Source organism: Lentzea xerophila (assembly GCF_051094245.1).
In the GTDB taxonomy this organism is placed as follows: domain Bacteria; phylum Actinomycetota; class Actinomycetes; order Mycobacteriales; family Pseudonocardiaceae; genus Lentzea; species Lentzea xerophila.
In genome coordinates this window covers 220,325-234,792 of sequence record NZ_CP194934.1, presented here as the reverse complement: position 1 = coordinate 234,792, position 14,468 = coordinate 220,325, and the positions used below count along the sequence as shown (strand labels likewise).

Here is a 14,468-nt window from a genome sequence, read left to right as displayed (position 1 = left end):
TACCGCCCGCTGATGCACCACTATGTCCCCCACGTTGGGTGAGGGAGGTCTCGGTGTTGATTGCCGGCCCGGACACACGTGTCGTCGAACTGCGAGTGCACGGCGTTCAAGGAACGACGCCGCAGACGCTGGTCGACGCCGTTGCGGCCGTGGACGTTGCGGGAGACGGGCTCGGGCGCATCGTGCGTCCGGCGGACAGACTCCGCAGGCCCGCGCCTGGACCAGTGTTGCAGACCGAGGGACGTCCCATCACCCGCGTGATCGAGGGGTATCTGTGGGGCGGCATGACGTCGGGCGGTGTGGCCAAGGCCACATGGGCGCTGCTCTTCCCCTTCAGCATCGCGAACGTCGCGCACTGGATGCTCCCTCCCATCCCCGAGAAGAACCTGCCCGCCCACCTGCTCGGCATCGGTCTGCGGTCGTTGCTGCGGGTGTTCGCGTTGCTGCTCACGGCGTTGCTGGTCGCGCAGATCGCGGTGGTCAGCCTGGACCTGCTCGCCGCGCAGTGCCTCCGGCCGGGTACCGCGTGCCTGACCAGCATTCCGGCCGAAGTGCGCACGTTTCCTTGGTTTCGGACTTTTCTGGGACTGCTGCCGATCATCGTCGTGGTCGCGGTGATGCGGCGCGTCTCGCACGTCGAATGGCGGATCGAGCGCCGGGAGATCGCCGACGCCGAGGAGCACGAGAAGCAGCCCGCGTCCGGACTGCCCGGTGCGCACGTCGCGACCGATCCGGACACGCCGGCGTTGCGGTCGCTGCACGTCGTGGCGGCGCTCGCGGTGGCGTCGCTGATCGCCCTGGGCGGACCGTTGCAGCAGCTCACGGCCACCGGTGGCATGGGTGTCGCGATCACGGTCGCGTGGTTCGTCGCGCTCGTGCTGATCGGACTGTCCGTGCTCGGCGTGCTGCTGCTGGACGACCCGACGGGCGGTGCACCCCATCGCGGCGGACGGTGGCTGCGGGCGGCGCTGAGCCGCAAACCCCGGCGGGTGCTGCTCGTGTTCTCGGTGCTGCTCGTGCTGACGACGGTCGGCCTGCAGCAGCAGCTGCCTCTCCGTGTGCCGGGCGCGGACGTGACCGTGCAGGTCGTGGCGTTGCTGATGGCGTTCGTACTGGTGCTGTTCGGGCTGATGCTGGTGCCGGCCGCACTGCTGGCGCGCTCGACGTGGCACAAGGTGCCGCGGGAGCTGCGGCCGTGGGCGGGTGGCTGGTTCGCCGCGCCCGTGCTGGCGATCGGCGGGCTGCTCGGCGGCGGGTTCGGTGCCGGGGTGGCGTTGCCGGCGCGCAAGGCGCTGGGCTCCGAGCTGGAGCTGCCGGTCGGGTACGACTACATCACCCTGCTGTGGGGCGTGGCCGGCGTTCTGGCGCTGCTCAGCATGCTCGCGGTGGCGTCGTTCACCGGCGCCGTGCGGTGGCGGGCGTTCCGCAAGGGCAAGTTGTGGGCGCGCGAGGCCTCGTTGCTGCACTCCGGCCGGATGCGCGACCTCCGTGCCGCGACGCGCGCGTGGTGGTGGGCCCGCTGGGAACGCAACCACGGCCATCACATGATCCTGATCGTGGCGTCCGTGCTGGTCGTCGGTGCCGTGCTGGCGTCTTTGATCCGGCTGCGGAACGTGCCGCTGGCGTCGTGGACGTACCCGTTCTCGGCCTTCGGCGTGTTCGTGCTGGGCTTGCTGGCGGTGTCGTTGCTGCGTGCCGTGTACCTGGCGGCGCGGCAGCCGGAGTCGGGGCGGCGGCTCGGGATCATCGCGGACATCGCGCAGTTCTGGCCGCGCGAGGCGCATCCGATCGTGCCGCCCTGTTACGCGTTGAAGGTCGTGCCGGAGCTCGTCGCCCGCGTCCAGGACCACCTGCGCGACCCCGGCACCCGCGTGGTCCTCTGTGGACACTCGCAGGGATCGTTGCTGGTCGCCGTCGCCGCCGCCCGGTTGCTGGAGGAACTGCCCGCGCACGACCGCGAACGGATCGGGCTGGTGACGGCGGGGTCGCAGCTGCAGTGGGCCTATCCGCGGGCGTTCCCCGCCGTGGTGCCGCACGCGTCGCTGGCCCGGCTGGCCGGTGGTCTGGACGGACGCTGGCGCGCGCTGTGCCGGGGCACGGACCCGTTGGGCGGCGCGGTGATGACGTGGCGGCGGCAGGTGTTCGACGGCATGTTGCTCGGCGTCGGCTACCGGGACGACGGCTCGGAGGGCGCGCTGGCACCGGCGTTGCGCGGGCCGACCGGGGCGTTGGTGCTCGGCGGCGACCACTGGCTGCCGGACCCGCAGCGCGGACCGTTCCCGGGGCGGCGGTGGCGGTCCGGGGTGTCGGCGCACTCGGACTACACGTCGGACCCGGAGTGGGACCGGGCGGTGGCGATCGCGGCGGGGCTGTTGCGGGTGGACGCACCGGAGTCGCCTTCGCTGCCGTTCGCGCGGAAGACCGAAACTCGGTCGCGGGACGCGCTCGGCGGCTCCTAGGCTCGCACCATGCTGACCGGGGATCTCGTCCGACTGCGGCCCGTCGAGCCGGAGGACGCCGAAGCGTTCCACCGCTGGCACAACGACGAAGAAGTCATGCGCTGGCTGCAGAGCCACTACCACTCGTCGCTGGCGTCGGCGCGCAAGCGGTTCGCCGACCGCCAGGAGAACTCCTACGAGAAGGTCACCTTCTGCATCGAGACGCTGAAGGACGGCAAGCTCATCGGCGTCGTCGTGTTGCGGGACGCGGAGCCGGTCAACGCGCGGGCCGAGGTCGACATCTACATCGGCGAGAAGGACCACTGGGGCGGCGGTTACGGCACCGACGCCCTGCGCACGGTGTGCCGCTACGGGTTCGACACCATGCGGCTGCACTCGATCGAGCTCGGCGTCGTCGAGGCGAACGAGCGGGCGATCAAGTCCTACCAGAAGGTCGGCTTCCAGATCGACGGGCGGTTCCGGCAGTCGTTCTTCCGTGACGGCGAGTGGCACGACGCGTTGCTGATGTGCGTGCTCAAGGACGAGCTCACCTGAGGGCCGGCGCGAGGTGGCCGATCGCCTCGCGCAGGTGGTCCTCCACCGAGGCCGTCGAGACCACGGCCAGGCCGGACGGGCGCAGGTCCACCCACCGTTGCACCGCCAGCCGTGCCGCCGCGGACACCGCGGCGGCCAGGACGGCGGCGCCGAGCTCGGATGTGCCCAGGCGCTCGGTGATCACGGAGGCGATCGGCGGTTCGACGGACGACACCGAGTCCAGGTAGGCCTCGCGCAACGCGGGCGTCGAGGTGATCAGCGCGAGGGCCGCCGAGGGCGGTTCGCGGTACTGCTCGGCGAACGCGGCGATGATCGACTCGACCAGCGGCTCGTCCGACGGCCTGTCCCGCAACGCCTCGGCCACCCGCAGAGCGCGCGAGGCCGTGATGCCGGCGACGATCGCGTGCTCGCGGCTGGGGAAGTAGTTGTTGTAGGTGCGGGGCGAGACGTTCGCCGCCTCGGCGATCTCGTCGACCCGCACGTCGTCGGCGCCCTTCTCCAGGGCGAGGCGCAGTGCGGCGGCGGCGAGTGCCGCTCGGGTCTCTGACTTCTTGCGCTCACGCAGTCCCACGGCGATCACTGTAGAGACCTGCCGCAACACGATCGCTACCGATTGACTTTCGATAGATCACTACCGATACTCGATCCATGATTGCTGAACGTTGGGCGGTGACCGCCCTGCGGGTCTTCCTGGTGGTCCTGTTCGGGATCCTGGTCGTGTTCGAGACGATGTCGCTGCCGGGACAGTTCGCGCACATGGCGCAGGAGAACCCGAACGACGCCCATCTGCGGTGGCCCGCGACGATCATCACGGTGTTCTGGGTCGTCTGCGTACAGGTGGTGGTCGTCGCCACGTGGAAACTGCTCACGCTGGTGCGCAAAGATCTGATCTTCACCGAAGGCGCGCTGAAGTGGGTCAACGTGATGGTGTGGGCGATCGGTGCCGGGTGGGTCGTGCTCGTCGGCGTGTTCCTCTGGGTCGGCTTCAACGCCGACGATCCAGGGCTGCCGATGCTGTTGTTCCTGATGACGACCGGGGTCACCGTGGTGGGACTGGTGATGATCGTGATGCGGGCGCTGCTCAAGCGGGCCACCGACCTGCGTTCGGACATGGAATCGGTGATCTGATGGCCATCATCGTGCGCATCGACGTCGAGCTCGCCAAGCGCAAGATGAGCGTCGGCGAGTTCGCGGAGAAGGTCGGGCTGACACCGGCGAACGTCGCGGTGCTGAAGAACGGCCGCGCGAAGGCCGTGCGGTTCAGCACTTTGGAAGCCATGTGCCGGGTGCTGGAGTGCCAGCCGGGCGATCTCCTCGAGTTCGTGGACGACGACGAAGCCGCCTCCTAGTGCTGCGTCAGTCAGCCTTTGCCCCGTATTCGGTGTTCAGACGGCCGCATCGTGGTGCCGGCCCCGCGTCCCTGTACTGGTTGTACCGGGGCGCGGGGCCGGTGCCGCGAGGCGGCCCGCTGAGCGCCGAAGACGCGGCGAAGGCTGACTGACGCAGCACTAGCCCAGCCGTTTCGCCAGTCGGCCGGCGGCGTCGAGCCGCCCCGACTCGGCGAGCAGCCCCACCGGTGCCAGCACGTAGTCGCGGTCGACGGTGATCTCCGCGGTCCGCAGCACCGGCCGCAGCACCGGGTCTCCCCGCAGTGCCTCGACGATCGGCGCGATGTCGGGCGTGTGCCGGAAAACGCCGCCGGACAACACCAGCAGGCCCGCGCCGTGCGGTCCGAGCTGGCCGTCGACCTGCCGGAGATGCCTGCGCACGGCCAGGATCGCCGCGAACGACGCCAGCTTCACGTCGACAGCCGGATCGTCCGGCAGCCAGCCGACGTTCTCGGCTCGCCGCTGAGCCTCCGCGGTCAGGTCCTCGGTCGTCAGACGTTCGGCCAGGGCTTCCTTGACCACGCCCGGCGCCGACCAGCGCATGCCCAGGTCACCCTCGACCGTGCGGCGGTCCGGCGGGAGCGCGACCGTCCTCTCCAGCCCTTCACTGTCCACAGTGGATACGGCGGAGTAGACGTCCGTGGTCGCACCGCCCACGTCCACCACCAGCACGGCACCCTCGCGGTCCTGCGCCGCGAGCCGGGAAACGCCCGCCAGCACGGCATCGGGCGTCACGGCCCGCACCAACTGCCGGAACCGCGGACCACGGGACAGGCCCTTGCCGCCGATCACGTGCTGGAGGAAGGCCTCGCGGATCGCCCTGCGGGCCGGTTCAGGAGCGAGCTGACCGACGTCCGGCAGCACGTTCGGGCACGCCACAACGGTGCGTTTCGCCAGCAGTTCCAACGCTTCCGGTTGCGCCTCGACGTTGCCCGCCAGCACGATCGGCACGGCCACGCGGGCGAGCTTCGCAGCGTTGTGCAGCAGGACCGACCGGTCGCCGCCGTCCGTGCCGCCGACCAGCAGGACGAGGTCGGGAGAGGACGCGCGCAACGCCTTCACGTCGACCGGACCCGCGCTGACGTGCACGATCTTGGCGCCGGCCGACAACGCGACCCGGTAGCCCGCCTCCGCGCTCACCACGCGTTCCTGGCCGATGACCGCGAGCCGCAGCCCGCCACCGGCCGACGAGCACGCGAGGATCTCGCCGTCACCGACTTCGGCACGCAACGCGTCGATGCCGTGCAACACCTCGGGTGGCGTGGTCGGATGCTGCCCGGTGCGGACCAGCTCGCCGTCCTCGGTGACGAGCGCGGCCTTGGTCCAGGTGGAACCGACGTCGAGACACAGGATCACCAGGCAAGCTAACCACCATGAAGCTCACGCCCAAGGTGATCCTCGAAGGCACGCGCCTGACCGGCAAGACGGACCTGGCCTACGCGCTCAACGAACACCCCCGCCTCGTCGGCCACCGCAAGTACCGCTACCACTCGCCGCTGATCTCGGCCGAGTGGAGCGGGTTCACCAACGAGCCGTGGGGCCGCGGACTGATCGACTTCGCGCCGGAGGAGACGGCGCACGCGATCGAGACCTACGAGACGTGGATGCGGATGTTCGAGCTGCAGCGCTACTACTCGTGGATCGTCGACCGGTTCCACCTGTCCACGATGGCGTACCAGGAACGACAGGGGCGCGAGTTCGACTTCGGCTGGCTGGAGGAACGGCTGAAGCCGCTCAACTTCGCGATCGTGCTGTGCACGCGGCCGGAGGACACGTTCGAGGAGGCCCGGGAGGAGCGGCTGAAGATCAGCGCGAACCCGAAGCAGTACGTCTCGCTGGAGCCGTTCATCGCCGAGCAGCAGCAACTCCGCGCACTCGCGGCGAAGTCCATCCTGCCCGTGTTCGAGTTCGACGTGACGCGGCACGGGCCCGACGACGTGGCGGAGTGGCTGGACGAACGGGGGCTGCTGACCCTGCCCTAGTCGTCCGCCTTCTCGTGCACGACCTTCATGAACGACCCGAGCTGCGCGAGCTGCTCCGCCGTGAAGAGGTCGATCAGGTACTCGCGGACCGTCTCGACGTGACCGGGCGCGGTGGTCCGCAACAGCTCTCTGCCCGCGTCGGTGAGCACGGCGACGATGCCGCGCTCGTCGGACTCGTGCGGCTCGCGCCGCACGAGTCCCGACTTCTCCAGCTTGCCGATCTGGTAGGTCAACGAACTCTTCGACACCACGACCCTGCGCGCGAGCTCGGTCATCCGCATGCGGTTGCCCGGCTGTTCGGACAGCACGATCAGCACGTTGTACTGCGCGTGCGAGAGTCCCGCGTCGCGCTGCAACTGCTGTTCGATCTGCCTCTCGAGGAGGTGATACGCCTGGACGAAGTGATGCCAGGCGTTCGACTCCTCCTCGGAGAGCCACCGCGCGTTTTCCATGGTGCGCAGGGTAGTTGGTGAACGGCTAGATACCCGGCTCCTCACCGTGCTTGACCACCGGTTCGGGCTCCACCTTGCCGTGGCCGGTCTTGCCCAGCACCGAGTTGCGACGGCTGTAGACGAAGTAGACGACGACACCGAGCGCCATCCAGATGAGGAACCGGACCCAGGTGAGCGCGGTCAGGTTCAGCATCAGCCACAGGCAGGCGAGGATCGCGAGGATCGGCACCAGCGGCACGAGCGGCACGCGGAAGCCGCGCGACAGGTCCGGCCGCGTCTTGCGCAGCACGAGCACACCCGCGGAGACGAGGATGAACGCGAACAGCGTGCCGACGTTCACCATCTCTTCGAGTTTGCCGGCCGGGAAGAAGCCCGCCGCGACCGCGACCAGCACACCGATGATGATCGTGATGCGCGTCGGCGTTCCGTGACTGCCGGTCTTCGCGAGGCCACGCGGCAGCAGTCCGTCCCGCGACATCGCGAACAGCACGCGGCTCTGACCGAGCATGAGCACCATGACGACGGTGGTCAGACCGGCGAGCGCGCCGATCGAGATCACCGTGGCCGCCCAGTCGACCCCGTTGGCCGCGAACGCACTGGCGAGCGTCGCGCGCGTACCGTCCGGCTTCGTCGCGAGCTCCTGGTACGGCACCATTCCGGTGATCACCAGCGTGACGGCGACGTACAGCACCGTGACGATCGCCAGCGAGCCGAGGATGCCCCGCGGCACGGCCTTCTGCGGGTTCTTGGTCTCCTCCGCCGTGGTCGCCACGACGTCGAAGCCGATGAACGCGAAGAACACGATGCTCGCCGCCGCCAGCATGCCGAGCACGCCGTACGTGCTGCCCGAGTAGCCGGTGATCAGCGAGAACAGCGACTGCTCGATGCCCGTGTGGGCGGCGGGCCCGCTCCCGGCCGACGGCGGGATGAACGGGCTGTAGTTCTCGGCCTTGATGTAGCTGATGCCGAGCACGATCACCAGCAGCACCACCGCGACCTTGATGGCCGTGATGACCGCACTGACCCGTGAGCTCAGCTTCGTGCCGATGACAAGCAGCGCCGTGAGCACCGCGACCAGGAGCACGGCACCCCAGTCGAACTTGATGCCGTCGCCCACCTCGGTCTTCACGTCGAACCCGAACAGACCCAGCGTCGTCTGGAGGTAGGCCGACCACCCCTTGGCGACCGCGGCCGACCCGACCGCGAACTCCAGGACCAGGTCCCAGCCGATGATCCACGCGGCGAACTCGCCGAACGTCGCGTAGGAGAAGGTGTACGCGCTACCCGCGACCGGCACCGTCGAGGCGAACTCAGCGTAGCACAACGCGGCCAGCGCACACGCGATCGCCGCCAGCACGAACGACAGCGAGACCGACGGCCCCGCGATGTTGCCCGCGGTGCTGGCGGTCAGCGTGAAGATGCCGGCACCGATGACGACCGCGACACCGAAGACCGTGAGGTCCCACGCCGTCAGCTCCTTGCGGAGCTTGGTGCCCGGCTCGTCCGTGTCCGCGATCGACTGCTCGATCGACTTCGTGCGCCACAACCCGTTCCCCGGCACGGTGCATACCTCCTTGATGGACCTATCCGGCCCACCCTAGAGGTATCCGCCATGTGGACCTCCGAAAGCCGTGGGGGGAGCTTTTCTCAAACCTGAGGTTGATGAAGGCTCCCCTCATCGATGCCCAGACCGGGCATCGCCGGACTCAGGCGATCACGGGCGGTAACCGGCGGTCACGGTGCCCGCTCAACTTCGAAGCCTTTTTAATTGCACCACAATAGATATGACATCTCGCCGGACACTGCTGCGCAACGTCACCGGCGGTTGCTCAGAAAGCCTCATTGAGCAGCCGGGACTCCGTTACACTCGCGGCCATGACCGTCTCCTATCGGCAACTCTTCACGGTCCTGCACGACCTCGGCATAATTCCCGAGAGAGTCCTGCACGGCACCGTCGAGCACCTACCCGAACCTGATGCGGTATTGAGAACAAATGACGAGATCGCGGACGCGCTTGAGCATCACGGCACATTGTTCAGTATCTACGACGACGGCGATATGGACACCGACGAATATTACGAGTGGCTGCTGAGGGGGCTTGCGCGTATGCCGATGACCGAGTCGCAATCACTGACATCCGCGTGGTCGAGGACGACGGCGACTCCGAGGACGAACGATGGGACACGTTGGAATTCAACCGCGACGGCGAACGCGTCTCCTTCACGGTCAGGCACAACGAATATGCGCATTACGACCATGAGACGGCCGGCGAGATCATCGATCTCACCGTCCACAAAGACGACCCGCGCCTGTGGCAAGATTTTCAGGGAAGCCCCGACCTCATCGGCCAGTTGTTCGTCCTATTCACCCCGGACCAGGCCGAAGGCTTCAACCAACGCATTGCCCCACTGATCAATTGTCGGCGACCGGTAACCCCTCCCGCGCCTTAGTGGCCCCCAGGGCTTTCGCAGTCGGCTGACCATCGTCCGGTGCGCGGCGAGATCGTCGATCATGTTCACTGTCCGTGTCGGACGGCACCTTCCACGGCGCGTCCAGGTTGTCCACCAGGTGGACAGGGTCCGGTCTCCGCGCCGGGTCTCGATCTTCTCCAGCTCGTGAGAGGCCGGGTTCCGGAACAGCCGCCCGTAAGAGTCGAACACGGGCGGCTGCCTCGCCTGATCTGCGTTGACGCTGCTGTCGACGCTCCTACGTCGGCTGCAGGTCAACGAATGGGAGAACCCCTGAGGTTCAGGGAAAGCTCCCCCATCGATCTCGTCAGGAGGTGGTGACCGTGGAACGGTCCAGGTCGGGCTCCAGGTAGATGAGGCGGGCGTGCGGCACCTTGTTGCGCACCCGCTGCTCGGCGTCGTTGATCGCCTGCGCCACGTCGTCCAGCGACAACTGCGGCTCCAGCGCGATCTTCGCCGCCACGAGCATCTCCTCCGGCCCGATGTACTGCGTCTTGATGTGGATGACCCGCTGGACCTTGCCGGCGGCGAGCTCGTCCACGATCACGTCGAGGTCCTTGTCGGAGGCGCCCTCGCCGATCAGCAGCGACTTCATCTCGATGATCAGGATGATCGCGATGATGCCCAGCAGCACACCGATGGCGACGGTGCCGAGCGCGTCGAACATCGGGTTGCCGGTGACCATGGTGAGGCCGACGCCGAGCAGCGCCAGCACCAGACCGACGAGCGCGCCGAGGTCCTCCAGCAGCACGACCGGCAGCTCCGGCGTGCGGGAGTTGCGGATGAAGCCCCACCAGGAGGCGTCGCCCTTGATCTTCTTCGACTCGACGATCGCGGTGTAGAAGCTGTAGCACTCCAGCCCGATCGCGACCACGAGGATGCCGACCGCGACGAGCGGGCTGGTCAGTCCCTCCGGGTGCTGCAGCTTGTGGATGCCCTCGTACAGCGCGAACACCGAGCCGAGGGTGAACAGCATCAGCGCGACCACGAACGACCAGAAGTAGCGGTCGCGGCCGTAGCCGAACGGGTGCAGCTTGGTCGCCCTGCGCTGGGCCGTCTTCTGGCCGAGCAGCAGCAGGCCCTGGTTCGACGTGTCGGCCACCGAGTGCACCGACTCGGCGAGCATCGACGACGATCCGGTGATCAAGAATCCTACGAACTTGGCCGTCGCGATACCGGCGTTAGCCACCAACGCCGCGACGATGGCCTTGGTTCCGCCCCCTGCTGACACGCCTGTCTCCTCGCTGAAAACCAGTCCGCTTTGTCCGGTCGTGAACCTTAGTCGTTTCCGGCCGTGGCGCGGAAAAGTTGGGCGGATTCAACACCATCCGGTCGGACGAGCACAGCCGGGTCCGACGCGGGCAGCCAGACGGCCTGTCCCCTGGTCAGTCGCAGCTCGTCACCGCGGGCGTTGGAGAGCACCGCGGCGCCCTCGGTGCAGAGCAGGATCTGGGGGCCGTCGTGGTTCACGCGGGTCTCCCCGACCAGGTCCAACCGGGACAGTTCGAACTCCGGGGCGGGCGTGCGGTACACGCGGACGCCGGGCTGGGCCTCCTCGCCCCGCAGCACTTCCATGTCACCGCACGCGAAGTCGAGCACGCGCAGCAGCTCGGGCACGTCGACGTGCTTGGGCGTGAGGCCGCAGCGCAGGACGTTGTCGGAGTTCGCCAGGATTTCGATGCCCGTTCCCCGCAGGTACGCGTGCAGGTTGCCGGCGGGCAGGTGGATCGCCTCGCCGGGCTGCAGGATGATGCGGTTCAGCAGCAACGCCGCGAGCACGCCCGCGTCGCCGGGGTAGGACTCGCCGAGCTCCAGGATCGTGCGGCACTCCAGGTCGAACTCGCCGTGCTCCTTCACGTGCAGCACGCACGCGTCGAGGACCTGGGGCAGCAGCGACGAGAGCGACGTCTGCGGCAGCGTGATCAGCATCGTGAACAACGCGCGCAGGCCCGACGAGTCCGGCTGGGCGACCAGCATCTCGGTGTACGGCGCGAGAGCGGGCGCGTCCAGCGTGCGCAGGAACGACACGGTCCGGGACGGTTCGCGGAACCCGGCCAGGGCGTGGAACTCGGTCAGCGCGCAGATCAGTTCCGGCTTGGCGGCCGGGTCCTTGTAGTTGCGGATCGCGGCGTCACGCGGCACGCCGTGGGCCTCCTCGGCCGCGAAGCCCTCGGCCGCCTGGGCAGCGGACGGGTGTGCCTGCAGGCTCAGCGCCTCCTCGGCGGCGAGCACCTTGAGCAGGAACGGGAGCCTGCTGCCCCACCGCCGCGCCACGCGCGGGCCGAGCTGGCCGTCCGGGTCGGCGGTCAGCAGGTCGAGCAACGAGCGCTCGGCGCCGTCCGGGCCGAGCACGCGGGACGGGTCGCCGGGGTGGGCGCCCATCCACAGCTCGGCCTCGGGATGGGGTGCGGGCACCTCCTTCCCGAGCAGCTCGGCGATGGCCGTGCGCGATCCCCACGCGTACGGCCTGACCGCGTTGTGCAGCAGGTCCACTTCTAAGTCAGCTCCAATTCAGTACGGGTTGCCGCCGAGCGTTCCGGCGGCGAGCCCGAGGTACAGCGCGGCCAGTTCGAAGCGCAGCGCGAGCAACGCGGCGCTGACCGCGTCGCCTCCCGCCACCTCGACGGCCGGCTCCAGCACGTCGGCTCCCGGTAGGGCGTCCTCGGCGGCATTCCTCATGGCATCGGCCGCCGGGCCCTGGCGCACGGCCAGCAACAGCACGCGCACGAGTCCATTGCCCGGCTCGTCGTCCGGGTCCGCGAAGAGGTCCGCACCAGACGTTCCCTGCACCGCGCGGCGGTGCAGCACCGGGCGGGTCAGCGCCTGCGGATACCCGGCGACGTCGCAGGCGACACCGGCGAACGCCGCCAGCACACCGGCGCCGTGCAGGCCGACCGACGTGGCGACCTCGTCGAGGCCCCACAACAGCGGAGTGCGGTCGGCGACGCGCAGCGCGAGCGACTTCGCCGGGTTCACGAACGACTCGTGCATCGGGTGGTCGCGCTCGGCCTCGCGGTCGAGCTCGTCCGCGATCAGCTCCACGTCGACCTTGAGCAGGCCCAGCGAGTTCAGCACCAAAAGCCAGGCGGCGAGCGCGCGGTGGAAGCTGAAGCCCGGCGGCACGTCGATGCGCGACGGCAGCAGCACGGCCCGGCCGGCGGCGGCCGCGGCGATCGGACCGGAGTCCGGCGCCGTCAGCAACGTCCGGGCGCCCCTGCGGACGGCCCGGTCGATCGACTCGGCGAGCACCCGGTCGCCGGGGTCCTCGGTGTGCGCGAGCACCACGTCGAGCGCGCCGACCCACGGCGGCACCTCGTCGGACACCACGACCGGCACCGAGCAGCCGGGGCCGAGCAGCGCCATCACGACGCCGGCGACCGCCACCGCGTGGCCGGGCCGGGTGACCAGCACGACCGCGCGCGGGCGTTCGTTGAAGATCCGCTCCACACCCGCCTCGGCCGCGGCCTCCGCGGTGGCACGGACCTGGGCCCCCGCCCGCGCGGCGGCGCGCAGCCAGCCACCGGTATCGGTGTCGGCGAGGCGGCTCGAGTCGTCCAGCAGCGTGTCGTCGAGCACCGGTTCACCCAGCCGCGGGCGGCTCGACCGCCTCGTCCAGCAGCAGCACCGGGATGCCGTCGCGGACCGGGAACGAACGTCCGCACGCGGTGCACGTGAGGAAGTCCGCCTCCGGGTCGGCGGGCGTCCCGACCTGCAACGGCGCGTGCTCGGGGCACGGGCAGGCGAGGATCTCCAGCAACTGCTCTTCGATCTTGACGGCCACGATGTTCTCCTCAGGCCCGCACGATCGCGAGGACCTCGTCGCTGAGCGCGGCGACGGCCTCGGGGGTGGCGGCTTCGACGTTCAGGCGCAGCAGCGGCTCGGTGTTCGAGGCACGGAGGTTGAACCACGACCCGTCCGCCAGCTCCACGGTGAGACCGTCCAGCTCGTCGACCGTGACGCCGTCCTTCGAGCCGTACGCGTCCTTGATGGCGGCGATCCGACCGGCCTGGTCGCTGACCGTGGAGTTGATCTCACCGGAGGCGGCGTAGCGGTTGTAGACCGAGGTCAGCTTCGACAGCGGGCCGTCCTGCTCGCCCAGCGCGGCCAGCACGTGCAGCGCGGCCAGCATGCCGGTGTCGGCCTTCCAGAAGTCGCGGAAGTAGTAGTGCGCGGAGTGCTCACCACCGAAGATGGCGCCGGTCCTGGCCATCTCCTCCTTGATGAACGAGTGGCCGACGCGCGTGCGCACGGGCTTGCCGCCGTGCTCCCGCACGATCTCCGGCACGGCGTGCGAGGTGATCAGGTTGTGGATGATCGTGCCGCCGGGGTCCTTCGCGAGCTCGCGCACCGCGACCAGCGCGGTGATCGCCGACGGGCTCACCGGATCGCCGTTCTCGTCCACGACGAAGCAGCGGTCCGCGTCGCCGTCGAACGCGACACCCGCGTCCGCGCCCTCGGCCTTGGTGCGGGCCTGCAGGTCGACGATGTTCTTCGGGTCGAGCGGGTTCGCCTCGTGGTTCGGGAAGCTGCCGTCGAGCTCGAAGTACATCGGGATCACCTCGATGGGCAGGCCCTCGAAGACCTGCGGCACCGTGTAGCCGCCCATGCCGTTGCCCGCGTCCACGACGATCTTGAGCGGGCGGATGCTCTTGAGGTCGACCAGCTCGTTGAGGTACGCCGCGTAGTCGACGAGCATGTTGCGCTCTTCGAACGTGCCCTTCTCGACACCCTCGGCGTCCGGGACCTGGTTCTCGGCGTCCTGGCGGATCTGCGCGAGCCCGGTGTCCTGGCCGACCGGCGAGGCACCCGCGCGGCACATCTTGATGCCGTTGTACTGCGCCGGGTTGTGGCTCGCGGTGAACATGGCACCCGGCAGGTCGAGCTGGCCGGACGCGAAGTAGAGCATGTCCGTGCTGGCCAGGCCGATGCTGATCACGTTGACGCCCTGCGCCTGCGCACCCTCGGCGAACGCACGGGACAGCCCCGGCGACGAGTCGCGCATGTCGTGACCGATCACGATGGTCGGTCCACCGACCAGGCGCGCGAAGGCGGCGCCGAAGTCCCGGACCAAGCCGGCGTCCAGCTGTTCGCCGACCACCCCGCGGATGTCGTAAGCCTTGACGATGCCGGACAGGTCACGCACGCCGCACACTCCCGAAACTCGCTCTTGACGGCCACTGCCAC

15 protein-coding genes are annotated in these 14,468 nt (G+C 69.0%); 6 read left to right on the top strand and 9 right to left on the bottom strand.

The window, feature by feature from the left end; all coding sequences use genetic code 11:
• Window positions 1-53 precede the first annotated feature (53 nt).
• Window positions 54-2,459 carry a hypothetical protein gene (locus ACRSBM_RS01250; protein WP_434438776.1) on the top strand — a complete coding sequence of 802 codons (2,406 nt, stop codon included), beginning with the start codon at window positions 54-56 and terminating at the stop codon, window positions 2,457-2,459.
• 9 nt (window positions 2,460-2,468) lie between these two features.
• Window positions 2,469-2,993, top strand: a complete 525-nt coding sequence (locus ACRSBM_RS01245) for a GNAT family N-acetyltransferase (RefSeq protein ID WP_434438774.1) — start codon at window positions 2,469-2,471, stop codon at window positions 2,991-2,993.
• Here the strand turns inward: ACRSBM_RS01245 and ACRSBM_RS01240 are convergent.
• Complete coding sequence (locus tag ACRSBM_RS01240) at window positions 2,986-3,564, bottom strand: TetR/AcrR family transcriptional regulator (RefSeq protein WP_434438772.1); 579 nt, start codon at window positions 3,562-3,564, stop codon at window positions 2,986-2,988. The two genes, ACRSBM_RS01245 and ACRSBM_RS01240, sit on opposite strands and share 8 nt — an antisense overlap.
• A 77-nt stretch (window positions 3,565-3,641) precedes the next feature.
• Here ACRSBM_RS01240 and ACRSBM_RS01235 point away from each other — a divergent pair, with 77 nt between their 5' ends.
• Both ACRSBM_RS01235 and ACRSBM_RS01230 read left to right on the top strand, forming a co-directional pair.
• A complete protein-coding gene (locus tag ACRSBM_RS01235; RefSeq protein WP_434438770.1) occupies window positions 3,642-4,121 on the top strand; it encodes a DUF2975 domain-containing protein in 480 nt (159 codons plus the stop codon).
• Window positions 4,121-4,342: a helix-turn-helix domain-containing protein gene (locus ACRSBM_RS01230; RefSeq protein ID WP_434438768.1), complete on the top strand. Its 222-nt coding sequence runs from the start codon at window positions 4,121-4,123 to the stop codon at window positions 4,340-4,342. Before ACRSBM_RS01235 ends, ACRSBM_RS01230 begins: the two co-directional genes overlap by 1 nt.
• A 159-nt stretch (window positions 4,343-4,501) precedes the next feature.
• On the opposite strand, the gene ACRSBM_RS01225 is transcribed toward ACRSBM_RS01230, so the two are convergent.
• Entirely contained in the window at window positions 4,502-5,737 is a 1,236-nt protein-coding gene (locus ACRSBM_RS01225) for a glutamate mutase L (protein ID WP_434438766.1), read from the bottom strand.
• Window positions 5,738-5,754: 17 nt separating this feature from the next.
• Between ACRSBM_RS01225 and ACRSBM_RS01220 the strand changes: the two genes are divergently transcribed.
• Window positions 5,755-6,363 carry a hypothetical protein gene (locus ACRSBM_RS01220; RefSeq protein WP_434438764.1) on the top strand — a complete coding sequence of 203 codons (609 nt, stop codon included), beginning with the start codon at window positions 5,755-5,757 and terminating at the stop codon, window positions 6,361-6,363.
• Here the strand turns inward: ACRSBM_RS01220 and ACRSBM_RS01215 are convergent.
• Window positions 6,360-6,815 carry a MarR family winged helix-turn-helix transcriptional regulator gene (locus tag ACRSBM_RS01215; protein WP_434438762.1) on the bottom strand — a complete coding sequence of 152 codons (456 nt, stop codon included), beginning with the start codon at window positions 6,813-6,815 and terminating at the stop codon, window positions 6,360-6,362. The two genes, ACRSBM_RS01220 and ACRSBM_RS01215, sit on opposite strands and share 4 nt — an antisense overlap.
• Before the next feature lie 25 nt (window positions 6,816-6,840).
• Window positions 6,841-8,376: an amino acid permease gene (locus ACRSBM_RS01210; protein ID WP_434438761.1), complete on the bottom strand. Its 1,536-nt coding sequence runs from the start codon at window positions 8,374-8,376 to the stop codon at window positions 6,841-6,843.
• A gap of 580 nt (window positions 8,377-8,956) precedes the next feature.
• Here ACRSBM_RS01210 and ACRSBM_RS01205 point away from each other — a divergent pair.
• Window positions 8,957-9,265, top strand: coding sequence for a hypothetical protein (locus ACRSBM_RS01205; protein WP_434438760.1), 309 nt, complete (start codon window positions 8,957-8,959; stop codon window positions 9,263-9,265).
• A 325-nt stretch (window positions 9,266-9,590) separates the two neighbouring features.
• Here ACRSBM_RS01205 and ACRSBM_RS01200 read toward each other — a convergent pair whose 3' ends face one another.
• The 5 genes from ACRSBM_RS01200 to ACRSBM_RS01180 are packed head-to-tail and all read right to left on the bottom strand — an operon-like array spanning window position 9,591 to window position 14,427.
• Complete coding sequence (locus ACRSBM_RS01200) at window positions 9,591-10,514, bottom strand: cation diffusion facilitator family transporter (protein ID WP_434438759.1); 924 nt, start codon at window positions 10,512-10,514, stop codon at window positions 9,591-9,593.
• 47 nt (window positions 10,515-10,561) lie between these two features.
• Window positions 10,562-11,776: a mannose-6-phosphate isomerase, class I gene (manA, locus tag ACRSBM_RS01195; protein ID WP_434438757.1), complete on the bottom strand. Its 1,215-nt coding sequence runs from the start codon at window positions 11,774-11,776 to the stop codon at window positions 10,562-10,564.
• Window positions 11,777-11,794: 18 nt separating this feature from the next.
• The gene (locus ACRSBM_RS01190) at window positions 11,795-12,859 is read right to left on the bottom strand and encodes a hypothetical protein (RefSeq protein WP_434438755.1); all 1,065 of its coding nucleotides are present in this window, start codon (window positions 12,857-12,859) and stop codon (window positions 11,795-11,797) included.
• 4 nt (window positions 12,860-12,863) lie between these two features.
• Window positions 12,864-13,064, bottom strand: coding sequence for a Trm112 family protein (locus tag ACRSBM_RS01185; protein WP_434438754.1), 201 nt, complete (start codon window positions 13,062-13,064; stop codon window positions 12,864-12,866).
• A 10-nt stretch (window positions 13,065-13,074) separates the two neighbouring features.
• On the bottom strand, window positions 13,075-14,427 hold the full coding sequence (locus ACRSBM_RS01180; RefSeq protein WP_434438753.1) for a phosphomannomutase/phosphoglucomutase: 1,353 nt from the start codon (window positions 14,425-14,427) through the stop codon (window positions 13,075-13,077).
• Between the last annotated feature and the right edge of the window lie 41 nt (window positions 14,428-14,468).